This window comes from Streptomyces pratensis, assembly GCF_016804005.1.
Classification (GTDB): Bacteria; Actinomycetota; Actinomycetes; order Streptomycetales; family Streptomycetaceae; genus Streptomyces; species Streptomyces pratensis_A.
Genome location: NZ_CP051486.1, coordinates 7,552,949 through 7,576,343, shown reverse-complemented (window position 1 = coordinate 7,576,343; position 23,395 = coordinate 7,552,949). Strand labels below are relative to the sequence as shown.

The 23,395-nt window shown below is 72.1% G+C and carries 18 protein-coding genes; 12 read left to right on the top strand and 6 right to left on the bottom strand.

Translation table 11 applies throughout. The annotated features are described in order from the left end of the window. Nucleotides 1–4: 4 nt before the first annotated feature. Nucleotides 5–1,681, bottom strand: coding sequence for an ABC transporter ATP-binding protein (locus HED23_RS31740; protein ID WP_203186758.1), 1,677 nt, complete (start codon nucleotides 1,679–1,681; stop codon nucleotides 5–7). Beyond that, complete coding sequence (locus tag HED23_RS31735; protein WP_203186757.1) at nucleotides 1,678–2,694, bottom strand: BMP family protein; 1,017 nt, start codon at nucleotides 2,692–2,694, stop codon at nucleotides 1,678–1,680. The genes HED23_RS31740 and HED23_RS31735 overlap by 4 nt, the downstream gene beginning before the upstream one ends. Before the next feature lie 170 nt (nucleotides 2,695–2,864). Here HED23_RS31735 and HED23_RS31730 point away from each other — a divergent pair, with 170 nt between their 5' ends. After that, nucleotides 2,865–3,614, top strand: coding sequence for a GntR family transcriptional regulator (locus HED23_RS31730; protein WP_203186756.1), 750 nt, complete (start codon nucleotides 2,865–2,867; stop codon nucleotides 3,612–3,614). A 48-nt stretch (nucleotides 3,615–3,662) separates the two neighbouring features. Here HED23_RS31730 and HED23_RS31725 read toward each other — a convergent pair whose 3' ends face one another. Continuing rightward, nucleotides 3,663–5,294: a penicillin-binding transpeptidase domain-containing protein gene (locus HED23_RS31725; RefSeq protein WP_203186755.1), complete on the bottom strand. Its 1,632-nt coding sequence runs from the start codon at nucleotides 5,292–5,294 to the stop codon at nucleotides 3,663–3,665. Nucleotides 5,295–5,671: 377 nt separating this feature from the next. On the opposite strand from HED23_RS31725, the gene HED23_RS31720 reads away from it, so the two are divergent. Next, nucleotides 5,672–6,874 (top strand): oxygenase MpaB family protein, encoded by a 1,203-nt coding sequence (locus tag HED23_RS31720; protein WP_203186754.1) that lies wholly within the window; start codon nucleotides 5,672–5,674, stop codon nucleotides 6,872–6,874. A gap of 124 nt (nucleotides 6,875–6,998) precedes the next feature. Here the strand turns inward: HED23_RS31720 and HED23_RS31715 are convergent, their stop codons facing one another. Further along, nucleotides 6,999–8,204, bottom strand: a complete 1,206-nt coding sequence (locus HED23_RS31715; protein WP_203186753.1) for a TetR/AcrR family transcriptional regulator — start codon at nucleotides 8,202–8,204, stop codon at nucleotides 6,999–7,001. Nucleotides 8,205–8,340: 136 nt separating this feature from the next. Beyond that, nucleotides 8,341–10,107, bottom strand: coding sequence for a dolichyl-phosphate-mannose--protein mannosyltransferase (locus HED23_RS31710; RefSeq protein ID WP_203186752.1), 1,767 nt, complete (start codon nucleotides 10,105–10,107; stop codon nucleotides 8,341–8,343). A 53-nt stretch (nucleotides 10,108–10,160) separates the two neighbouring features. On the opposite strand from HED23_RS31710, the gene rsmI reads away from it, so the two are divergent. The 7 genes from rsmI (at nucleotide 10,161) to HED23_RS31675 (ending at nucleotide 16,502) form a co-directional block, all read left to right on the top strand. Beyond that, nucleotides 10,161–11,057 (top strand): 16S rRNA (cytidine(1402)-2'-O)-methyltransferase, encoded by an 897-nt coding sequence (gene rsmI, locus HED23_RS31705; protein ID WP_203186751.1) that lies wholly within the window; start codon nucleotides 10,161–10,163, stop codon nucleotides 11,055–11,057. Between the two features lie 170 nt (nucleotides 11,058–11,227). Next, nucleotides 11,228–11,620, top strand: coding sequence for a hypothetical protein (locus HED23_RS31700; RefSeq protein ID WP_203186750.1), 393 nt, complete (start codon nucleotides 11,228–11,230; stop codon nucleotides 11,618–11,620). A gap of 164 nt (nucleotides 11,621–11,784) precedes the next feature. Next, complete coding sequence (locus HED23_RS31695) at nucleotides 11,785–12,651, top strand: TatD family hydrolase (protein WP_203186749.1); 867 nt, start codon at nucleotides 11,785–11,787, stop codon at nucleotides 12,649–12,651. Nucleotides 12,652–12,766: 115 nt separating this feature from the next. Further along, entirely contained in the window at nucleotides 12,767–13,336 is a 570-nt protein-coding gene (locus tag HED23_RS36155) for a ubiquitin-like domain-containing protein (protein ID WP_203186748.1), read from the top strand. A gap of 9 nt (nucleotides 13,337–13,345) precedes the next feature. Further along, entirely contained in the window at nucleotides 13,346–14,218 is an 873-nt protein-coding gene (gene rsmA / locus HED23_RS31685) for a 16S rRNA (adenine(1518)-N(6)/adenine(1519)-N(6))-dimethyltransferase RsmA (RefSeq protein ID WP_203186747.1), read from the top strand. Then, on the top strand, nucleotides 14,215–15,114 hold the full coding sequence (locus HED23_RS31680) for a 4-(cytidine 5'-diphospho)-2-C-methyl-D-erythritol kinase (protein ID WP_203186746.1): 900 nt from the start codon (nucleotides 14,215–14,217) through the stop codon (nucleotides 15,112–15,114). The genes rsmA and HED23_RS31680 overlap by 4 nt, the downstream gene beginning before the upstream one ends. Before the next feature lie 74 nt (nucleotides 15,115–15,188). Further along, nucleotides 15,189–16,502 carry an acyltransferase family protein gene (locus HED23_RS31675; RefSeq protein ID WP_203186745.1) on the top strand — a complete coding sequence of 438 codons (1,314 nt, stop codon included), beginning with the start codon at nucleotides 15,189–15,191 and terminating at the stop codon, nucleotides 16,500–16,502. Between the two features lie 220 nt (nucleotides 16,503–16,722). Here HED23_RS31675 and HED23_RS31665 read toward each other — a convergent pair whose 3' ends face one another. Next, on the bottom strand, nucleotides 16,723–17,361 hold the full coding sequence (locus tag HED23_RS31665) for a lipoprotein (RefSeq protein ID WP_203186744.1): 639 nt from the start codon (nucleotides 17,359–17,361) through the stop codon (nucleotides 16,723–16,725). A gap of 147 nt (nucleotides 17,362–17,508) precedes the next feature. On the opposite strand from HED23_RS31665, the gene HED23_RS31660 reads away from it, so the two are divergent. The 3 genes from HED23_RS31660 (at nucleotide 17,509) to HED23_RS31650 (ending at nucleotide 23,097) form a co-directional block, all read left to right on the top strand. Then, a complete protein-coding gene (locus HED23_RS31660) occupies nucleotides 17,509–19,326 on the top strand; it encodes an ABC-F family ATP-binding cassette domain-containing protein (protein ID WP_203186743.1) in 1,818 nt (605 codons plus the stop codon). A 110-nt stretch (nucleotides 19,327–19,436) separates the two neighbouring features. After that, nucleotides 19,437–21,098: a PQQ-binding-like beta-propeller repeat protein gene (locus tag HED23_RS31655; RefSeq protein WP_203186742.1), complete on the top strand. Its 1,662-nt coding sequence runs from the start codon at nucleotides 19,437–19,439 to the stop codon at nucleotides 21,096–21,098. Nucleotides 21,099–21,261: 163 nt separating this feature from the next. Then, the gene (locus HED23_RS31650) at nucleotides 21,262–23,097 is read left to right on the top strand and encodes a PQQ-binding-like beta-propeller repeat protein (RefSeq protein WP_203186741.1); all 1,836 of its coding nucleotides are present in this window, start codon (nucleotides 21,262–21,264) and stop codon (nucleotides 23,095–23,097) included. The last annotated feature ends 298 nt before the right edge of the window (nucleotides 23,098–23,395 follow it).

Genomic DNA, 23,395 nt, shown 5'->3' with positions numbered 1-23,395 from the left:
CGGTTCAGCGCAGGGCTTCGGGGGCGCGGCCCGCGCTCTCCGGCTCGGAGCGCGAAGCGCGCGCGCCGAGCATGAGGGCTCCGATCCGCTCCCGGGCGTCCGGCTCCGCAGGGTCGACGGGGCCCAGCAGCCTGCCCCGGTAGGCCACGGCGATCCGGTCGCACAGGACGAGGAGTTCGGACAGCTCGCTGGAGACCACCAGCACACCTGTCCCGGCGGCGGCCGCGTCACGGATACGGGAATGCACGGCGCCCACCGCTCCGATGTCCAGACCGCGGGTGGGCTGGGCCGCGGCCAGGCAGACCAGCGGGTCGAGCGCCAGCTCCCGGGCCAGCACGACCTTCTGCTGGTTGCCGCCGGACAGCGACGACATCAGGGCCCCCGGGCCGCCCGCCCGGATGCCGTGCCCGGTGAGCACCGAGTCCGCGGCGCGGTCCATGGCCCGCCGGTCCAGGAGCACCCCGTAACGCCGGAAGCGGTCGAGCCGGCCGAGGAACAGGTTGTCGGCGACCCGCAGTCGCGGCACGCAACCCTCGTGGAGCCGGTCCTCCGGCACCACGCCGAGGCCGGCCCGGCTCCGCTCGCGCGGTGTCGCCCGGGTGAGGTCCCGCCCGTCCAGCTCCACGTGTCCCGCATCGGGCGTGAGCGAGCCGCCGAGCAGCGCCATCAGCTCGCTCTGACCGTTGCCCTCGACCCCGGCGATCCCGACGATCTCCCCGTACGCGACGTCCAGGGAGACCCCGTCCAGGGCGGAGGTCCCGTCCGCGCGCCGCACGCTGACGTCACGCACGCTCAGCGCCTTCGTCGTACGGGCGGGGGCCTTGCCGCCGGACGCCGCTCGCCCGCCGGCCTCCGAGGGGCCGTCGGCCCGGGAGCGGTCACCCGGTGCCGCCGGCCCGCCGGCCGCCCCTGTCTCCGGGGCGCCTTCGTCCGAGGGGAGCCCGATCGTCCCGGCGAGCCCCGCGTCCAGCGAGTCGGCGGGCCGGCCGATCATCAGCGGCACCAGCCGCTCCGGCGGCAGTTCGGCCAGTGGCCCGCCACCGGACACCCGGCCGCCGCGCAGCACGGTCGCCGCGTCCCCGGCCCGCGCCACCTCGCCGAGCTTGTGCGTCACCAGGACCACCGCGTGCCCAGACTCGGCGATCCGGCGGCAGGTCGCCAGCAGGGCGTCGGTCTCGGCCGGTCCGAGGACGCCCGTGGGCTCGTCCAGCACGAGGAGCCGGGGCTCCCGCAGCAGCGCCTTGACGATCTCGGCACGCTGGCGCACGCCGACGGGCAGTTCACTCACCCGTGCGTCGAGGTCGAGTTCGAGCCCGTACTCCTCGCGGACCCGTGCAACCCGCCGCGGCAGGTCCCGCAGCCGCAGCAGGCGCATGTTCTCGCCCACGGTCAGGGTCGGTACGAGGCTGAAGTGCTGGTGGACCATGGCGATCCCGGCGGCGAGCGCGTCCGCGGGCCGGCGGGGGGCGTACGGCGCGCCGTAGAGGCGCATACCGCCCTCGTCCGGCACCAGCGAGCCGCCCACGACATGGCACAGGGTCGACTTGCCCGCGCCGTTCTCCCCGAGCACGCAGTGGACGGTGCCGGACTCGACGACGAGGTCCACGTCCTCCAGGGCCCGCATCGTGCCGAAGGACTTGGTGAGTCCGGAGATCTCCAGCGCGGGAGCGGCCGTGTTCATCGGGTGGTGATCTCGCCGGTCGTGATCTTCCGCTTCAGCTCGTCGAGCTTCTCGCCCACCGAGGGGTCCGTGGTGTCGCAGAGCACGATGTCGTTGTGCGGTTCCGCGAAGGTCAGCCCGAAGTGGACGGATTCCGCCTTCCAGTCGCCTGCGACCAGGTGGTCCACCGCGTACTCGATCTCCGCGCCGATGTCCGTCTCCACGTAGCCGGCGTACGCGGGGTCGCTGCCGCACTTGTGGGCGATCGGGCCGCCGATGAGCTTGCCGTCGCGTCGGCTCGCCGCCTGGGCGACGCCCTTGTGGCCGAGATTGAGGACCTGCCCCAGGACGTCCGCCCCGGCGCCGAAGTCGGCGAGCGCCGACTGCTTGGCCTTGGCCACGTCGTTGAAGTCGCCGACGTACTGCGGAGCGAGGACCTCGACCCCGGGGTCGGCCGCCGCCGCGCCCTTTTCGAACTCCTCGGCGGCGTTCACGATCGCCGGGAGTTCCGCGCCGCCGATGAATCCGACCGTCCCGGTCTCGGAGAGCAGCGCGGATGCCGCCCCGGACAGGAAGGCCGCCTCGGCCTGCTGGGGGTCGTACAGCGAGAGGTTCGCGAGCGGCTTGCCGTCGGCGGGGCCACCGATCTCGGCGAACTTCACCTGGGGGAAGCGCGCCGCGACGTTGCGCACGTCGGCGTCCGTCTGGCCGCCGATGGAGATCACGAGGTCGGACGTGGTGGCGAAGCGGACCAGCGCCTTCTCGTAGTCCGCGGTCGCCACCTGCTCGACCTTGCTGAACTCGACGGTGCCGGCGTGCTGCTTCTCCGCCCGCTGGTAACCGAGGTGGGCGGAACCCATGAAGCCGTCGTCGGAGAGCGAACCGGGGAAGAGGACGCCGACCTTGAGCTTGCCGTCGTCCTTGCCCCCGCCGTCGGCCGCGGAGGACCCGCCGCAGGCGGTCAGCAGGAGCAGCCCTGACACGACGGTCGCGGCGACCGCGACGGGGGAGGGGAGAGGTCGGGAAGGTGCCACTGGGATGCCTCCAGGGAACGGGGCCCGCGAGCCGGTTAGTGGTATACCGCTATGGCGCCCCAGTTTCCGGGTCGTTTGTTGCCACCGTGTCACCGAGCGGTTAGCAGTAGCGGACCCGGTGCGGGATCCGCATACGGTGGGACCGTTCCGAAAGCGGAGGAAAAGCCTTGGTGACAGCAGCCCGACCGTCCGACGCGGGGCGCCCCTCGTTGCGCGATCTTGCGTACGAGACCCTGCGGCGGCGCATCATCGAGGTCGAACTCCAGCCCGGGGAAAGGCTCGTGGAGCGCGACCTGGCCACCGAGCTGGAGGTCTCGCGCATCCCGCTGCGCGAGGCCCTGCGGCTCCTGGCGGCCGACGGGCTCGTGCTGCTGGTACCGCACCGGGGAGCACTGGTCGCACCCTTCACCCCCGGCGACGTACGCGACCTCTTCGACGTACGCGAATCGCTGGAGTCCCTCGCCGCGCGCCTGGCCGCTGAGCGGGCGGACGAGGAGGGGCTGGCCCGGCTGGCGGCCGGCCTCGACGCCGCGCGGGCCGCGACCCGCGCGCACGACCGTGCCGCGATCGCCGCCGCCAACGCGGCCTTCCACACCGACATCGTCGATCTCGCGGCCAACGCGCTGCTCAGCGGTGTGATGCGGCCCCTGGAGGCGCGCATGCACTGGCTCTTCCGTCTGACGGCACAGCGGGACCCCGCCCAGCAGTGCGCGGAACACCAGCGGATGTACGAGGCCATCGCCGCCCGCGACGCCGACCGGGCGGCCCGCCTCGCGCACGAACACGTGGCGGACGGCCGCGCCAGCAGTCTCGCCCTCGCCGAGCAGTGGTCCCGCCCGGACATCGACCCCGAGGCGATCGCCGCGCGCCGGCGGCGCGGACGGGGCGACACGGGAAAGCAGGCCGGGCCGGAGGCGTGATCCGCCTCCGGCCCGGCCGGTCCTGCCCTCCTGCGGACCCGCGCGTCGCTACCCCGCGCTCAGCACCGCCGCCACGACCGGGCCCGCCGCGTCGCCGCCGTGGCCGCCGGACTGGACGACCGCCGCTGCCGCGAGGTCGTTGCTGAATCCGGTGAACCAGCTGTTGGACTTGCCCTGGCCGTCGACCTCGGCAGAGCCCGTCTTGGCGCCCTTGTCGCCGCCGACCGGGGCCATCGCCGACTTGCCGGTGCCCCAGGAAGCGGTGGCCCGCATCATGTCGTTCAGCTGCCGGGTGACGTTCTGCGACAGCGAGCGTGACGCGGTGGCGAGCTGACGGTCGTCCAGGGACTGCGGGACGATGACCGGCTGACGGAACGTTCCCGTGCGGGCGGTGGCCGTGATGGACGCGATGTTGAGGGCGTTCATCTGGACGGTGCCCTGGCCTATGTACTGCGCTGCCGCCTCACCGCCGGTCTCGTCGGGCACCTTGCCGTCGAAGGACGTGATGCCGGTCTTCCAGTCGAGGCCGATCCCGAAGACCTCGCGCGCCTCCTCGGGCAGCGCGGAGTCGTTCTTCGTGTCGTCGATCAGCTTGATGAAGGCGGTGTTGCACGAGCGGGCGAAGCTGGTGGTGAAGCTGCTGGAGGCCGGCAGCTCGAAGTGGTCCAGGTTGTGGAAGGTACGGCCTTGGTACATCACTTCCCTGGGGCACTCCGCGGAGCCGTTCGCCGAGACGAGGCCCTTCTCCAGGAGCATCGCCGCGGTCATGATCTTCAGCGTGGATCCCGGTGCCTGCGTGCCCTGCATCGCCGCGTTGAAGCCGGTCGCCGGGTTGTTGGCGACGGCGCGGATCGATCCCGTGGAGGGCCTCACGGCGACCACGGACGCCCCGCTGAACTGCTTGACCGCCTTCTCGGCAGCCGCCTGGGCGTCCGCGTCGAGCGTCGTCTGCAGCTTGCCGGGCTTCCCCTCGGCGAGCGTCAGCAGTGTGGTGTCCGGCTGCTGCTCGTCGGCCTGTTCGATCCAGGTCTCGATGCCCGGTGAGCCGCCGGCCTTGTCGCCGTACTTCTCGCGCAGGCTGTCCAGGATCGGCCCGAGCGACGGGTACTTCTCCTTGTCGAGCACCTTGCCGTTGTGGTCGACGGCCTCGATCGCAGCCGTCGAGGACTCCCCGGTCCTCAGCGCCGCGCCCTCGGTCAGCTGCGGGTGGATCAGCGTGGGCTGCCAGTCGACGAGGGCCTTGCCGGTCGTCAGACCGCGCACCACGGTCAGCTCGGAGGAGTACGACCAGGGCTTGGTCTTCCCCTCGTAGGACACCGTCGCCTTCACCGTGTACGGCACCTTCGCGCCGACAGCGGGACCCGGTGTGATCACGGCTTTCGTGACGTGGGCCTCTGCGGCGTAGCCGGCCAGCAGCGGCTCGGAGGCCGCCTCGTTGTTCGTGAGCAGGGCGGCGGCGGACGCGTCGCCGGACGCCCATGCCGCCAGGAAGTCCTTGGCGGTCTCCCGGATCTCATCCTTGTCGGGCGGCCCGGTCCTCACCTCCGCCGACGCGGACGCGGTCTCCGTGCCCCCTGCCTCGCCGCCTCCCAGCACCACCTCGTACACGCCGTAGCCGAGCCCTCCGGCCACCAGCACGAACACCCCGCCCACTACGGCGACTTTCGCTCCACTGCGCATCTGTGCGGTCCCCCTCCCCAGGAGCTCATCTTGAACGTGTTCAAGTGAGCCTTCCTCCGGCACTTTACGTGACACCCGTGCACCCTGAGGCGGTTGTTACCGGACCGCGATACACCGCGAGAGAGCGCTTTCCGGCGCGCGTCCGCCCCGCCGCCCGGCTCCGGTGCCGCCGGTGCCTGCCTGCCCGTGTGGTCGGTGTGGCCCGCCGGCCGCCGGGTGCGCGGCCTCGGTCATCACCATTGCCGACGGTGGCACGGCTCGCTATGTTAATTGAGAATCACATTATTCAGCATGATCGGAAACGTGGTGGTAACCCAACAGGCAAGCCAGAAACGGCAGATGGTGCCGTCTGGTCCAGCATGGAAGTGGGTAAGTAAATGCAAAATCTCAACAGGCGAAGCCTTCTGTCCCTCGGTGTGGCGCTCGGCCTCGTAGGTGTGGCGAACCCCGCCAGGGCGTGGTCGTCGACGGACTCGCTGGCCGGAACCGGCTCGGGCGTCGACCCGGAGTACGTCTGGGACAGCGCCACCGATCCACTGATGGTCTCGCTGCTCGAGAAGGGCCAGGTCCCGTCCGTCAACACCGCGATGGCGAAGTGGGTGAACAACGGCGACGCGCTGCCCAGCGGCCTGCCGGCCGAACTGGCCGCCCACCTGAGGACGGTCAACAAGCTGCCCTCCTGGGCCGACCCCGCCAAGCTGGCCCGCGCCGCCGACTTCAACCGGCGCAAGGACACCTACCTGTTCATGCTGTACGGCCTCGGCAGCGGGATCATGAGCACCGTCATCCCACGGGAGGCCAGGAGCGTCTACTGGTCCTTCGGCGGAGCCGACATGAAGGACCGCGCGGCCAAGACGTTCACCTTCGGCTACGACCTGTCCCAGCTGGACGCCTTCAAGCCGACCGGGCAGTTCGTCGTCACCGCCAACAAGACGCGACTGGTGCACGGCGCGGTACGCCACCTGCTGCCGCAGTCGCCGCACTGGAAGGCGGGCGCCGACCAGGCCGTCCCGATCAGCGTCGCCGACATCCTGGTCACCTTCCACAGCCTGGGCACCTACGTCCACAGGAAGATGCTCGACTGGAAGATCCCGATGTCGGCCGCGGACCAGGAGGCCTTCCTGCATTCGTGGCAGGTCGCCATCTACCTGCTCGGCGTGCCGGAGGAGTACATCCCGAAGACCTGGGCGGCCGCGGAAGCCCAGTCGGCGCAGGTGCTCACCCCGATCCTCGCCCCGACGCCCGAGGGCCTGGACCTGGCCGAGGTGCTGCTCGGACTGACGGCGGAGATCGATCTCGGCGTCACGCGCGGGTTCCTGAACGAGTTCGTGCGCTACGCCCTCAGCAACGAGGTCGGCGACTGGCTGAAACTGCCACGCGACTACGCGGCGGCGGCCCTGGTCCGCACCGTGTGGCCGGCCTTCATCCTGTTCCGCGAAGGGCTGTCGCCCGTCATGCCCGGGACCTTCTACATGTTCGACCAGTTCGTGCGCGCCCTGGCCATGCTGTTCCTCAACAAGGGCTCGTCCTCCACCACCACCCCCATCACGATCCCCACCGGGAACAGGCCGGCGGGCTGAGCCGCCGATCCGGTCCCGGACACGCCCGTCCCCCGGCAGCCGCGCCGTGGGGCGGGCACCCGGGGGACCTCCACGCGAGACGTCTCACCCGGAGCCTCGGCGCGTGCCGGGACCCGATGCCCGTTCAGAGGCCCAGGGAACCCACGACCAGGGCGGTCACGGCGTCACGGTGGTCACGGCTGTCCTGCCACCGCAGTCCGCGTCCGGCCTCGACCGCCACACCGAAACCCGCGTGCACCAGGACCCGGGCCTGGCGCGGGTCCAGCTCCGGACGCGCCAGCCGCAACTGCTGCTCCCAGACGGCGATGTGTTCACGCTGCGCGAGGACCAGGGACCGCCGCAGGCCGTCGGGCAGGCCGGCGAGCTCGGCCTCGGCGACGCTGTTGAGCGCGGTGTACTCGAAGCTGTAGGCCACGTACGTCGCCGCCAGCGCGACGATGGCGTCGTGCGGGCCGGCCACCTCGTGCAGGCTCTGGTCGACCCCCTGGGCCAGAAGTCCCGCCGCCTGGAGGCACGCCGCCGCCAGGATGTCGACCTTGCCGGAGTAGTGGCGGTAGAGCGCGGACGGGGCCAGCCCCACCGCCTCCGCGATCTGTCCGTTCGTGACGCTGGCGAACCCGTCCCGTGCGAACAGGGGGACGGCGGCCGCGAGGATCTCCGCGCGCCGGGTGCGCGGCACCGGCTGGGCGGGCAGCTCGACGGGACGCGCGTCCCCCCGGACCGCCGTGGGGTCGGTCGCGGCGACGCGCAACGCGGTTTCCGACAGCAGCTCCTCGGCACGCCGTTGGGCGATCGAGGTGTGATGCATCGCGATGGACCCGATCGCCCCGAGGGCCGCCGCGGCACGCAGCCGCTCGCCGGGCAGCGGGTGCGCGCGCTGCACCGCCTCGTCGACCCGTCCCACGATCCGCCCGAACTTCGCCCTGAGACGCCGGCGGTCCTCACGGTTGAGGTACCGGGCCTCCCACCGGTACACCCCGCCCGACGCGCGGTGTGCGACGGAGACCCGGGTGACCGCCGAGAGCACATCCGGCAGGTCCGCCGTCGGCGGCACCTCGTCGAGCGCGGTGACGAGCCGGTCAGCCATGAGGTCGGCACACTCGGCGAACAGGGCGTACTTGTTCGGGAAGTGCCGGTAGAGGGCCGCCGCGGTGATGCCCACGCCGGCGGCGATCTTCTCCATGGACGCCGTGTGGTAGCCGTGCTCGCTGAAGACCCGGCCGGCCGCCTCGACGATGAGCTGCTTGCGGTTGCGGGGACGGGTGGCCGCGATCGGATCGGTCACGGCCGGACGGGCAGACGCGGAGACGGAGCCATGCGGAGGAGTCAACCACACGTGAACAGGAAGGCCCGGGCTCCCTCGGCGCGGACACCGGGGGACGCGGAGCTTCCGCTCGCTGAACGCCTCCGGGGCCCTCCCGGACGGCCTCCCCAGTGGCCCGGCGTGCTGCCGGGCCCCGGCCTCCCTACACCCAGGTGTCCAGCCACATCCGGTCGCGCCAGGAGTCCTCCGGGATCGACGTGCCCGTGTAGAGCGGCCAGAAATAGACGAAGTTCCAGACGATCAGCAGTACCAGGACGCCCGCCGCGATCACCCCCAGCGTGCGTCTGCGTTCCCCGGTGGGGTCGGCTGTGTCCACGCCGAGGCGGTGCTTGGTGCCCGTGCCGGCCGCCGGGCCGATGAGGGCGCCGATCATCATCGTGACGGCCAGGCACAGGAACGGCACGAACACGACCGCGTAGAAGAGGAAGATCGTCCGCTCCTGGTAGAAGAACCAGGGCACCCAGCCCGCCGCCACACCGCACGCGATCGCGCCCGCCCGCCAGTCACGGCGGAAGAGCCAGCGCCACACCACGTACAGCAGCGCCACGCACGCCGCCCACCAGAGCAGCGGGGTGCCGAGCGCCAGGACCTCGCGGGCGCACTTGCCGGTCTCCGACGTGAGGCAGCCGGTCTTCTCCTCGTAGAAGTACGAGACGGGCCGGCCCAGGACGATCCAGCTCCATGGATTGGACTGGTAGGTGTGGCCGGAGGTCAGGCCGATGTGGAACTCGTAGACCTGGTACTCGTAGTGCCACAGGCTGCGCAGCCAGTCGGGCAGCCAGGTCCAGTTGCCGCCCTTGCCCTCGGTGGCGGCCCAGTTGCGGTAGTACCCCTTGTCCGTGACGATCCAGCCGGTCCACGAGGCGACGTACGTGCCGATCGCGACCGGCACCGTGGAGACGAACGCGGGCAGCAGGTCCCTGAGGACGACGGCCCGGTACGGCTGCACGGCGCCCGCCGTCCGCCTCGCCCCGACGTCCCAGAGCACCGACATCACACCGAAGGCGGCCAGGATGTAGAGCCCGTTCCACTTCGTGGCGAAGGCCAGGCCCAGCATCAGACCGGCCGCGATCCGCCACGGGCGCCACCCGAGGCGGAGCGTTTCGGCGATGTGGGCGTCCGGGCGCAGGAGCCCCTCCTCGTCCACCGGCAGCGCGTCGGCCAGCCTGCGGCGGGACCGGTCGCGGTCGACGAGGAAGCAGCCGAAGGCGGCCAGCACGAAGAACATCAGCACCAGGTCGAGCAGCGCGGTGCGGCTCATCACGAAGTGCAGACCGTCGACGGCCAGCAGGGTGCCCGCCAGGCAGCCCAGGAACGTCGAGCGGAACAGCCGGCGGCCGATGCGGCACAGCATCAGGACCGAGACGGTGCCGAGGAGCGCCACCATGAAGCGCCAGCCGAACGGGGTGAACCCGAAGAGCTGTTCGCCGAATCCGATGATCCACTTGCCGACCGGCGGATGGACGACGTAGCCGGGGTCCACCGGGATGTCCACCGAGGACGGGTCCTTGAGGATCAGCTTGTCGACGTCCTTGGGCCAGGACCCCTCGTACCCCTGGTTGACCAGTGCCCAGGCGTCCTTGGCGTAGTACGTCTCGTCGAATATCACCGCCTTCGGGCTGCCCAGGTTCCAGAACCGCAGCACCCCGGCCACCAGGGCGACCAGCAGCGGCCCGCCCCAGGCGGCCCAGCGCACCAGGCGGCCGGCGAGGCCCGGAGGAACGGCGAGAACGTCCCAGAACTGGCGTCCGGGGCGTGTGTAGGGCGGGACCAGGCGCTCGCGCAGCCCCGTCTCCGGCCGTGGGGAATGGCCGAAGCGGCGCAGCCGCTGCTGCCAGGAAGGCGGCTGGTCGCCGGCGTGTTCCCCGGCGTCGTTGCCCTGCTGGGCCTCGGGCGCAGTACTCGTCACCGCGCCATCGTAGGGAACGCATCTGTGCGAGTGGTGCCGTCCGTGCTGGGAGGATGGCCGATGTGACTGGAACGACTGGAACGCTCGTACTCGCAGGGACCCCCATCGGCGACGTGGCGGACGCCCCGCCACGGCTCGCCGCCGAGCTGGAGACGGCCGATGTCGTGGCCGCCGAGGACACCCGGCGGCTGCGCAGGCTCACCCAGGCGCTCGGCATCCACACGACGGGGCGTGTCGTGTCCTACTTCGAGGGCAACGAGTCGGCGCGCACGCCCGAGCTCGTCGAGGCGCTGGCCGGAGGCGCGCGTGTACTGCTCGTCACCGACGCCGGGATGCCGTCCGTCTCCGACCCCGGTTACCGGCTCGTCGCCGCCGCCGTGGAGCAGGACATCAAGGTCACCGCCGTACCGGGCCCGTCGGCCGTGCTGACCGCGCTCGCGCTGTCCGCCCTGCCCGTGGACCGCTTCTGCTTCGAGGGCTTCCTGCCGCGCAAGGCGGGCGAGCGTCTCGGGAAGCTGCGGGAGGTCGCCGGCGAGCGCCGCACGATGGTCTTCTTCGAGGCCCCGCACCGGCTGGACGACACCCTGGCCGCGATGGCCGAGGTGTTCGGTGCGGACCGCAGGGCCGCCGTGTGCAGGGAACTGACCAAGACGTACGAGGAAGTGAAGCGCGGCCCCCTGGGCGATCTGGCCGTCTGGGCAGCCGAAGGCGTGCGCGGAGAGATCACCGTCGTGGTCGAGGGAGCCACGGAATCCGGCGACGAGGGACTCGACGCCGCCGAGCTGGTGCGCAGGGTGCAGGTGCGCGAGGAGGCGGGGGAGCGGCGCAAGGAGGCCATCGCGGCGGTCGCCGCCGACGCCGGGCTGCCCAAACGCGAGGTGTTCGATGCGGTGGTCGCGGCAAAGAACGCGGCTCGGACCGGCCAGGAACAGGGCAAGGGACTAGCCTGAAATGTAAAGCCCGAGCCGCGTTCCGGGGTCTTTGTCCACGAATCGGCCAAGACCGTTCCAACACTCGGCAGACCTGGTGCGTTGCCGCCGGTGAAGGCGTCCACTTGACGGTGGGACGCACCACCCGGAGTGCTTGTCCGGAGTGCTGGTCCGCGGACAAGGGAGCAGGCATGAGTGAGATCGCAGCAGCCACCGTCCACGAGGCGTACGCCTTCGCCTGCATGAGGTGCGGCTACGGCTGGGAACAGGCCTACGAGATACAGCACCACGTCGACGGTTCGGGCAACGCCTTCGTGGTCTACGAGGCGGACGGAGAGCGTGTGCCCTCACCGCTGTCCACACCCACCTGTGCGAACTGCGGCGGCCACGTGGTCCGGATCATGCGGGCGGGCCGTGTCTCCACCGTCCAGCAGCTGCTCCGGCCCCAGCAGACGGTCCGCCCGAAGAGGGCCGGTGAGGAGACGGCCGCCGAGGAGATGGCGGTCGCGGCCGCGCGGGCCCCGGGCCCCGAGTCGCACCACTGGCAGCTGTCCGACCTGCTGCGCCCCTTCCACCGGCGGTGAGCCCTTCCACCGGGGGTGAGCCCGTCCACCGGGGGGAGCCCGTCCACCGGGGGTGAGCCCGTCCACCGGGGGTGAGCCCGTCCACCGGGGGTGAGCCCGTCCACCGGGGGTGAGCCCGTCCACCGGCGGTGAGAGAGGGCTCGTGCCCTCGTAGAGTCGTGGGCATGAGCCGTACCGAAGCCCCGCCGCTCCCCGAACCCCTCAGGGTTCCGGTCGCCGATTCGCACACCCACCTCGACATGCAGGACGGAACGGTCGAGGAGGCGCTGGCCCGCGCCGCGGCGGTCAACGTGACCGCCGTCGTCCAGGTGGGCTGCGACGTGAAGGGCTCCCACTGGGCCGCCGAGACCGCCGCCGCCCACCCGTCCGTGCACGCCTCCGTCGCCCTGCACCCCAACGAGGCGCCCCGCATCGTGCACGGCGACCCCGACGGCACGGCCCGCCAGGGGGCGCGAGAGCCCGGCGGGCAGGCGGCACTCGACGAGGCCCTCGCCGAGATCGACGCCCTGGCCGCCCTCGCCCACGTACGCGCGGTCGGCGAGACCGGCCTCGACTACTTCCGTACGGGCCCCGAGGGCGTCGCCGCCCAGGAGGAGTCCTTCCGGGCGCACATCGAGATCGCCAAGCGGCACGGCAAGGCCCTGGTCATCCACGACCGGGAGGCCCACGCCGACGTGCTGCGGATCCTCGCCGACGCGGGCGCGCCCGAGCGGACCGTCTTCCACTGCTATTCCGGGGACGCCGAGATGGCCCGGATCTGCGCGGCCGCCGGGTACTTCATGTCCTTCGCCGGCAACGTCACCTTCAAGAACGCCCAGCCGCTGCGCGACGCGCTGGCCGTCGCCCCCGCCGAGCTCGTCCTCGTCGAGACCGACGCCCCGTTCCTCACCCCCGCCCCCTACCGCGGACGGCCCAACGCGCCCTACCTGATCCCGGTCACCCTCCGTGCCATGGCAGAGGTGAGGGGCACCGACGAGGACACCCTGGCCGCCGCCGTCTACGACAACACGGCGCGGGCGTTCGACTTCTGAGTGCCGCGACCCCTCCCCGGGCGCACGTTGGGTAATCGTACGACTTTGTACGGTGACGAGGGCTCCGCTATCGTGCCCGCGCAACGGGGTCGGCAGGCCGAACGTCTGGAGCGTCGTGGGCCATTCGCAGGGCAGTCACCGCGCGGCGCGCGGCAGTCGGCGCACGGGGCGGGGCCCGGCGCGCGTCCCCGCCCCGCCGTCGGCGCCGCCGCGCTCCCTCCACGAGGAGCGGACGATCGTCGCCACCCTGTGGCCGGGCCCTCTGCCGGTCCACGATCCCACCGTGCTGGACACCCCGCTGGTGGCCCGGCAGGCGGCGGCCCCGCCGAGGGAGACCCCCGGACACCGGGCGGCCCGGCGGCACCGCGCCGCCCCGGAGAGCCTGCGGCGGATCGTCCCGCGCGCCCTGGTCGTCGCCGTCCTGGCGGGCGGCACCGCGGCGTTCCTCGCCCAGGACAAGGCCGTCAGCGTCAGAGTCGACGGGACGTCGCGCACCCTGCACACCTTCGCGGACGACGTCGGGGAGCTCCTCGAAGACGAGGGCGTCACGGTCGGCACCGGCGACACCGTCGCCCCCGCCCCCGCCACGGGCCTCGACGACGGCGACGAGGTCGTCGTCCTCCGGGAGGCGCACGGCTCCGGCCCCGTGCCGGGCGGCGGGCCCCGGGCCCCGCGGCGGCCGTAGGCTTAACGGGTGAGCACCACAGAGCCCGACGCCCTCCTGGGCCCCGCAGACATCCGCGAGCTGGCCGCAGCGCTGGGCGTACGCCCCACCAAGCAGCGCGGTCAGAACTTCGTCATCGACGCCAACACGGTCCGCAGGATCGTACGGACCGCCGAGGTGCGGCCCGACGACGTGGTGGTCGAGGTCGGGCCCGGCCTGGGCTCGCTCACCCTGGCCCTGCTGGAGGCGGCCGACCGGGTCGTCGCCGTGGAGATCGACGACGTGCTCGCGGGCGCCCTGCCGGCCACGGTCGCCGCACGGCTGCCCGGCCGCACCGACCGCTTCGCGCTGGTCCACTCGGACGCGATGCTGGTCACCGAGCTGCCCGGCCCCGCGCCCACCGCCCTGGTCGCCAACCTTCCGTACAACGTCGCCGTGCCGGTCCTGCTCACGATGCTGGAGCGCTTCCCCACCATCGAGCGGACCCTCGTGATGGTGCAGGCCGAGGTCGCCGACCGGCTGGCGGCCAAGCCGGGCAACAAGGTCTACGGGGTGCCGTCGGTCAAGGCCAACTGGTACGCCGACGTCAAGCGCGCCGGGTCCATCGGCCGCACGGTGTTCTGGCCCGCGCCGAACGTCGACTCGGGGCTGGTGTCCCTCGTGCGGCGCACCGAACCGATCCGGACCACCGCGAGCCGGACCGAGGTCTTCGCCGTCGTGGACGCCGCCTTCGCCCAGCGCCGTAAGACACTGCGCGCCGCACTCGCGGGCTGGGCGGGTTCCGCACCGGCCGCCGAGGCCGCCCTGACCGCTGCGGGGATCTCGCCGCAGGCACGGGGCGAGGCGCTCACCGTCGAGGAGTTCGCCGCCATCGCCGAGAACAAGCCGGAGCCCTCCGAATGACCGACAGCGTCACCGTCCGTGTACCCGCCAAGGTCAACGTGCAGCTCGCGGTGGGCGCGCCCCGGCCCGACGGCTTCCACGACCTGGCCAACGTCTTCCTCGCCGTCGGCCTGTACGACGAGGTCACCGTCACCCCGGCCGACACCCTGCGCGTGACCTGCTCCGGACCGGACGCCGGTCAGGTCCCGCTGGACGCCACCAACCTGGCGGCCCGCGCGGCGATCGCCCTGGCCGCCCGGCACGGCATCGCCCCCGATGTGCACATCCACATCGCCAAGGACATCCCCGTCGCAGGCGGCATGGCGGGCGGCAGCGCCGACGGCGCCGCGGCCCTGCTGGCCTGCGACGCCCTGTGGGCCACAGGCGCGAGCCGGGACGAACTCCTGGAGATCTGCGCCGAACTGGGCAGCGACGTGCCGTTCAGCCTGGTCGGCGGGGCGGCACTCGGGGTCGGCCGGGGCGAGCAGCTGACGGCCGTCGAGGTCGGTGGCACGTTCCACTGGGTCTTCGCCGTCGCCGACGGCGGACTCTCCACCCCGGCCGTGTACGGCGAGTTCGACCGTCTGACCGCCGGCACCGACGTTCCCGAGCCGGCCGCGTCCCCCGCGCTCCTGACCGCCCTGCGCAAGGGGGACGCCACGGCGCTCGCGGACGCCCTCGGCAACGACCTCCAGGCCGCCGCCCTCTCCCTGCGCCCCTCACTGGCCGGCACCCTCGCGGCGGGCACCGACGCCGGCGCCCTGGCCGCGCTGGTCTCGGGATCCGGGCCGACGACGGCCTTCCTCACCGCCGACGAGGAGTCGGCGCGGAAGGTGGCCGACGCCCTGCTGGCCTCGGGCACCTGCCGGGAGGCCCGCGTGGCGGCGTCCCCGGCGGCGGGCGCCACCGTCGTCTGACAGCAGAATACTCAGACGCGAACTGAGTACGGTCGCGCTGCCGCCCTCCCGGGCTCCGGCGCGACCGTATGCGCATGGGATCACCTGTTCGTGAACTGGCCGAGGCCACACCCGTCACCCGGGACCGCTACATCGACCTGCTGCGCGTCGCCTCGCTCGGCACGGTCGTCCTCGGCCACTGGCTGATGGCCGCCGTCACCACCGAGGGGGTCGGGAACCTCCTCGCCGTCGTGCCGGGACTCCAGCTGCTCACCTGGGTCCTCCAGATCATGCCGGTGTTCTTCTTCGTCGGCGGCTTCTCCCACGCACTGTCCTACCGGTCCCTGCTCCGCAGGCGGCCCGAGGGCTCCACGGTCTCCGTGTACCCGTCCTTCCTGCGCGCCCGGCTGCAACGGCTGCTGAGGCCGACGATGGTCTTCGTCCTCGTGTGGGGCGTCGCCGCACTCGTCGTCCAACTGCTCGGCGGTGGAGGCGGGCTGACCGGTGTGACGCTGCGGCTGGTGACCCAGCCCCTCTGGTTCATCGGCATCTACCTGGCGATGGTCGCTTTCACCCCGGCCCTGCTGAGGCTGCACGACCGCTACGGCTGGGGCGCGTTCGCCGCACTCGCGGGGGCCGCCGCCACGGTGGATCTCCTGCGCTTCGCGGCAGGCGTCCCGTACGTCGAGTTCCTGAACTTCGCGTTCGTCTGGCTCGCGGTGCACCAGCTCGGCTTCCTGCGCGCCGACGGCCGCATCCGCCGGCCCGCGCTCCTCGCCGGTGCCGGGCTCGCCGCGGCCGTCGCACTGGTGGCCTTCGGCCCGTATCCGCTCTCCATGGTCGGGATGCCCGGGGAGAAGATCAGCAACATGGCGCCTCCCACGCTCGCCCTCCTCGGCCACGGCCTGTGGCTGGTCGGGGCGGTCGAGCTGCTGCGGGCGCCCGGCGCCCGGCTCGCAGCCCGGCCCCGCGTCTGGCGCGCGGTCGTGGCCGCCAACGGCGTCGCGATGACCGCGTTCCTGTGGCACCTCACCGCGATGCTGGGCGTGTACGGGGCGATGCTCGCCCTCGGCCTCCCCCTGCCCGAGCCGGCCACCGGCACCTGGTGGGCGCAGGTGCCGCTGCGGATCGCTGCCGCCGCCGCGGTCACCGCGGTCCTGGTCACGGCCTTCCGCACCTTCGAGCGCCCCGTCCGTGTCACCCCGGGCAGGGGCGCGAGCGGCGCGGGAGCCGTGTCGGCGATCGGCGTGACCTTCGCCCTGCTCGGCGTGCTGGGGCTGTCCATGGTCGGCTACGCGGGGCTGCTGGAAGGGCACACCGCACTGCTGATCGCCGTCCACGTCAGCGCCCCCGCGGCCGTGGCGATGGCACTCGGCGGCTGGCTGCTGGTCGAGCGTGCGGGGCGGTGAGGGCCGGGCCGGGGCCGCGCTCGCGGGAGGCCGTTCAGCGACCGTATTGATACCGGCACGCGACGATACGCACCTCGTCGTCGACCACGCGGTAGATGAGCCGGTGTGCATCGTTCGCACAGCAGCCCCCTCGGTACGTACGGAATCCTGTACGTGCCGGATGGCGTACGCACGAGTCCTGGGGGGCGGCAATGGACGCGGCAGCGGGTGGGGCGCCCTGTCAGTTCAGCTTCAGGGTGTTCCGAGCCAGCTCGTACGCGGGGAGCATCTCCTCGTGCTCCTGGGAGTCCAGCCCGCCCAGGTGCACCACGACCGGCCCTTCGGGCGTCGCGACGGCGAAGGCCCTCTCCTTCTTCCGCTCGTCCGACAGCTCGGGGCGCACCGTGTAGGTGACCTCAGCGGCTGCCACCGCTCCCGCCTCCGTCACCTCGTACGACGCCGCGGACGCGTTCGCGTCGCCGGCCACGAAGTCCTCCAGCGCCGCTCGCGGTGCGGTGCCGGACCCCTCGGCCTGCCAGACCCGGATGTATCCGATGTTCCCGGCGGGCTTGGCGTCGATCTCGCAGACCATCGTGGCCGAGCCCTGCTGTCCCAGTTCCGCGAACTCGGAGCCTGGATCCACCTCCACGGTCTCCGGCTTCCAGCCCGTCGCCAGGTCGAAGGTCACGGGCAGCTCGCAGGCCGAGCCGGGGGCGCCGAGCGTGACACCCTTCTCCACGGCGCCGCTCTTCGCGGCCCTCGAAGGTGCACCGTCCCCGTTCTTGCCCGTGTCACCGCCGCCGGACTGCGACGAACAGCCGGCCAGCACCATTGTCGCCAGTGCCGCCGGCAGCAGAGCCCGTATCGCGCAGCGCATCATGAAGTCCCCACCCCAGAGATGTTCCGAACCGCTCCGACCTGGGGTTACTCCCCATGATCGATCGCCGCACGCTATCGCACCCCGCGCGGCGACTACTCTGGGACGTCGAGCGGTCCCCGACGCAGGGATCCCCGACGCAGGAGTGAAATGGCCGTCAATCTGGTCAATGTCGAGCAGGTCAGCAAGGTGTACGGCACCCGTGCCCTGCTCGACGGTGTATCCCTCGGGGTGTCCGAGGGCGACCGGATCGGCGTCGTCGGCCGCAACGGCGACGGCAAGACGACGCTCATCCGGATGCTCGCCAAGCTGGAGGAGGCGGACACCGGCCGGGTCACCCACAACGGCGGGCTGCGCCTCGGCGTCCTCACCCAGCACGACTCGCTGGACCCCCAGGCCACCATCAGGCACGAGGTGATCGGCGACCTCGCCGACCACGAGTGGGCGGGCAGCGCCAAGATCCGCGACGTGCTGACCGGGCTCTTCGGCGGCCTCGCCCTCCCCGGCTTCGAGCACGGTCTGGACACCGTCATCGCCCCGCTCTCCGGCGGTGAGCGGCGCAGGATCGCCCTGGCGAAGCTGCTCATCGCCGAGCAGGACCTGATCGTCCTCGACGAGCCCACCAACCACCTCGACGTCGAGGGCATCTCCTGGCTGGCCGGACATCTGCGCGCCCGTCGCTCCGCTCTCGTCTGCGTCACCCACGACCGGTGGTTCCTGGACCAGGTCTGCACCAGCATGTGGGACGTCCAGCGCGGCTCGGTCCACGAGTACGAGGGCGGCTACAGCGACTACGTGTTCGCCCGGGCCGAGCGGGAGCGGATCGCCGCGACCGAGGAGTCCAAGCGGCAGAACCTGATGCGCAAGGAGCTGGCGTGGCTGCGGCGGGGTGCCCCCGCCCGTACGTCCAAGCCGCGCTACCGCATCGAGGCCGCGAACGAGCTGATCGCGGACGTGCCGCCCCCGCGTGACACCAGCGAACTGATGAAGTTCGCCAACGCGCGGCTGGGCAAGACCGTGTTCGACCTGGAGGACGTGACCGTCCAGGCCGGCCCCAAGACCCTTCTCACGCACCTCACCTGGCAGCTCGGCCCGGGTGACCGCATCGGCCTGGTCGGCGTGAACGGCGCGGGCAAGACCTCGCTGCTGCGGGCGCTCGCCGAGGCGTCCCGCAGCCAGGGCGACGTACAGCCGGCCGAGGGGAAGGTCGTCGTCGGCAAGACGGTCAGGCTCGCCTACCTCTCCCAGGAGGTCGCGGAGCTCAACCCGAACCTGCGGGTGCTCGAAGCGGTCCAGCAGGTGCGCGACCGGGTCGACCTCGGCAAGGGCCGGGAGATGACGGCCGGGCAGCTCTGCGAGCAGTTCGGCTTCGCCAAGGAGAAGCAGTGGACGCCGGTCGGTGACCTGTCCGGTGGTGAGCGGAGGCGTCTCCAGATCCTGCGTCTGCTGATGGACGAGCCCAACGTCCTCTTCCTCGACGAGCCCACCAACGACCTGGACATCGAGACCCTGACCCAGCTGGAGGACCTCCTCGACGGCTGGCCCGGATCGATGATCGTGATCTCCCACGACCGGTTCTTCATCGAGCGGACCACGGACAAGGTGATGGCCCTGCTCGGCGACCGTGCGCTGCGGATGCTCCCGCGCGGCATCGACGAGTACATCGAGCGCAGGCAGCGCATGGAGGAGACGGCCACCCCCGCTTCCGCCGCCGGGGCCTCCTCGCCGAAGGCGGCGCCTGCCGAGGCCGTGTCGCCGCAGGCGGCCCGTGCCGCGAAGAAGGAGCTCCAGAAGGTCGAGCGGCAGCTCGACAAGATGTCGACCAGGGAGACCGCGCTGCACGCGCAGATCGCCGACAACGCCACCGATTTCGGGAAGGTCGCCGAGCTCGACGCCGAGTTGCGTGAGCTGGTCGCGGAGCGGGACGTGCTGGAGATGCGCTGGCTGGAGCTGGCCGAGGACGCCTGAGGGGCGGTTCGGCCCGGCCGGGAGGCCGGGCCCGGGCGGGTGGTAGAAATTAGGCCCGCTCGGGTTGGCGTGACCCTGCGGAGCCATGACCGTACGAGGGGACTCCGCCGATGACTCAGCCTTCCGGCCATCAACCGCAGGAGGGCTTCGGGGCACCGTACGACCCGTATCCGGGTGCGGCCCCCGGGCACGGCTACCCGCAGGGGGCGGGCCCGGCCGCCGGCCCCTACGCCCAGCAGCCCGGGCCCTACGGGCCCTCGGCGCAAGGCGGTCACGCCTTTCCGCCGCAGCAGCCGACCGCGGCGCCGGGCGGACCGGCCGGGCCCGGTGGCGGTGGCCGCTCCAGGGGCAGGACCGGTGTGATCGTGGGCGCCGTGCTCGCCCTGGTCCTCATCGCCGGCGGTGGCGTCTGGTTCGGCCTGAGCGGCGACGACGGGAAGAAGCCGGCCACGAGCGAGGCGACTGGCCCGTCCCCCACTGCGGACAAGGGCGACGGCAAGGGCGTCGGTGCCGGCGACGCGGAGCTGGCGGCGCGGCTCGACGCCCGGCGTGAACCGGGTGAGGCGAAGGTCCGGTGGCTCCAGAGCCTCGGTGCCGACCTCCCCGGGCGGGCCATGGGCGTGTACGGACCCTGGGAAGCCGGAGACGTCGTCGCCAGGGCCGTGTACCGGACGGTGTCGGGCTATTCGATGGCCGACGGCGAGCAGCGGTGGAGCCTGCGGATGCCGGACGACATCTGCGCGGCCCCCACCAGGCCGACCGAGGACGGCAAGATCGTGGTCGCGGTCCAGGCGAAGGAGTCCGACAACGGCACGGACTGCACCGTCCTGCAGATGATCGACTTGCGGACGGGGAAGCCGGGCTGGAAGAAGACCCTCCCGGAACCCGCTGTCGCCGACGTCGAGAAGCGCGTCGTCATGGCGTCGAACGGCGACACCGTGACGTACTCGCGACCCGGCCACGTCCACACCTACCGGGCGGGCGACGGGCAGGAGCTGTTCGGCACGGAGCCCCGCGGGTGCCGGTCCTACGCGTTCCTCAGCGGCCCCCGGATGATGGCGGTCGCGGACTGCCCCGGAGGTAACCAGGTCCAGGAGTTCGACCCCGGGTCCGGGCAGAAGAAGTGGGAGTACGCGATCGAGAAGGACTGGGCCGTCGACCAGGTCTACTCCATCAGCCCCCTGATCGTCTCGGTGCAGAAGGGCGACCGGTGGCGGGCCATCGCCCTGCGTGACAACGGCACCCTCCGGTCGCACATCGAGCTGGGCACCCGGGACGTCGGTCTCGGCTTCGCCGACTACGAGGTGAGGTGCGGGGGTTACCTGGTGGTGACCCGCAACAGGGACGACTGCGCGGGGGTGGCGGCGGACAGCGACACCTTCTACGTGTCGACCAAGCGGAAGCACGTCGCCTTCGACGTGGACAACCGGATCGTCGCCTTCGACCTGAACACCGGCAGTCAGAAGTGGACGGCCGACGCCCCGATGGGGCGCAGGATCGAACCGCTGCGCATGGACGACGGGAATCTGCTGCTCCACGTGGCGGCGACCAGGACCGAGGGAGGCGAGATCGCCACACTCGCGCCCACGGGAGGGGCGCTGCGGACGGTGCTCACCCATCCGGCGTCCACGGCGGGGATCGAGTCGGGAATGACCGCGGCTGAGGTCCGCTACGAGGACGGCCGGTCCCTCCTCACGCTGCCGCTGGTCGGCATGGACGAGGACGACGAAGCCGAGGCGAACCTGAAGACGATGATGGCCTTCGGTGAGTGAGCAGGAGGCCGTCACGGTGAAACGGCAGGGCACGGACGCCGGTTGACGGTATGCCGAGCGGGGCGCCGCGGCTCCGGCCGGACGTGCGGCGGGTGGTACAAAGAAGCTCCGCTCGACCGCTTGGACGAACCCGGCGCCGGACCGCACGAAGGGGGACGTGCTGATGACCCAGCCGCCCAGCCAGCCACCGCAGCAAGGGGGCTTCGGGGCACCGTACGACCCGCCGCCGGGGGCTCCGCAGCCATCGCCGGGGTACGGATACCCGCCTCAGCAGCCGGGTCCTCACGCCCAGCCGCACCCTCAGCAGCCGGGGCCTCACGCCCAGCCGCACCCTCAGCAGCCGGGCCCGTACCCCCAGGCGCCGGGTCCGTACGCCCAGCCGTTCCCCCAACAGCCTGGCCCGTACCCCCAGGCGTCGGGTCCGTACGCTCAGCCGTACCCCCAGCAGCCCGGCCCGTACGCCCAGGCGCCGGGTCCGTACGGCCCGCAGCCGGGATACGGCTACCCGCCCCAGCCGCCCACGGTCACGGCGCCCCCGACGGGCGGGCCCGGTGGCGGCGGCCGGTTCAAGGGCAGGACCGGCGTGGTCGTCGGTGCCGTGCTCGCCGTGCTGCTCCTGGCCGGCGGCGGGGTCTGGCTGGCCACCGGCGACGGCGGGGGCGGGCAGAAGAAGCCCGTCGCCGGGCCGGGCGGCGAGTCCGAGAAGTCCGGCGGCTCCTCCGGGACGGACAAGGACGAGACGTTCACCGGACCGACCGCCGCCGAGCTCAACGCCGGGCGCAAGCAGGGCGAGGCGAAGGTGGCCTGGCTGGCGGCGAACGGGGTCGACCTCCCGCAGTACGGGGAGAAGACGCACGGCCCGTGGTTCTCCGGGGACATCGTCGCCAAGGCCATGTACCGCAAGGTGACCGGCTACGCGGTTACCGACGGGGCCGAGAAGTGGAGTCTGCGGTTGCCCACGGACATCTGTGCCTCACCCGCCGCCCCCACGGCCGACGGCAAGGTCGTCGTCGGCATCGAGGACAACGTCTCGGAGAAGAAGGCGACCTGCTCCGTCCTCCAGATGATCGACCTGCGCACCGGCAAGGCGGGCTGGAAGAAGACGGTCGACAGGTCCGCCTCGCAGGACGGCCTGTCCCACGTCGCCATGTCGATCAGCGGGGACACTGTGACCTTCGGGCGCAACACCGCCTCCGACGCCTTCCGGGTCAGTGACGGCAAGGAACTGTTCGGCAAGCGGGAAGGTGTCTGCCAGCCCTTCGCCTTCACCGGCGGCGCCCGGATGATCGCGGCCGTCAGCTGCCAGGCCGAGCCCGCCGATCCCGTGAGCCAGCAGGTCCAGGAGGTCGACCCGGTCACCGGGGCACCGAAGTGGACCTACGCGCTGAAGCCCGGCTGGTCGGTGACACACGTCTTCTCCGTCCGGCCGCCCGTCATCTCGGTCGCGAAGGAGGAGGAGTGGGCGGTCGTCGTCCTGAACGAGAACGGGACCTACCGCTCCCAGATGGCGGGCGGCGACGAGGACTACGGCTTCCGGTGCGGTGAGGACTCCGTGCAGGAGGGCGGCAATCTGGACGGCTGCGCGGGGGTCGCGGCGGACACGAGCAGGTTCTACTTCTCGACGCAGCCCGAGCCCGTGGCGGACGCGGAGACCAACAAGGTCGTCGCCTTCGACCTGGCCACCGGCAAACCGGTGTGGAAGACCCCCGCACCCGGCGGGCGCCTCATGTTGCCGCTGCGCATGGAGGGCGGGAAGGTGCTGGTGCACGTGCAGGCCGGGTACCGCAAGGCCGGTGAGATCGGCACGCTGGACGCCTCGACCGGGACGTACGCGACACTGCTGAAGCACCCGGCGTCGGCAGCCGATACCGAGGACTCGCTCTTCCTGCCGAGGGTCACCTACCGCGACGGACGTTCCTTCCTCCTCCCGCAGCGGATCGGCGCGGACGAGGACGAGGCGGAGATGGCCGCGACCGGCGTGCTGGTCTTCGGCCCGTGACCGCGCGACCGCGAGCGCTCCGCCGACCGCGCGAGTGCTCCGCCGGCGGCGCGACCGCGAGTGCTCCGCGAAACTCGCACCGCTCGCACACAGTTGACGGAGCGTCGGGAACGGGCGCCCCGTACGGCCACGGCAGGTGCGTAACGACGGCATCACGGCCCGGTTCTCCCTTGGGAACAGGGGGTGGACCGATCCGGTGCCCGGTGTGGTGCGGGTGGTACAAAGAAGCCCCGCTCGACTGTCGTAACGCCGCGGAACCCATGCCCGATTCGCTCCATTCCGGGGGGAATTCAGAGAT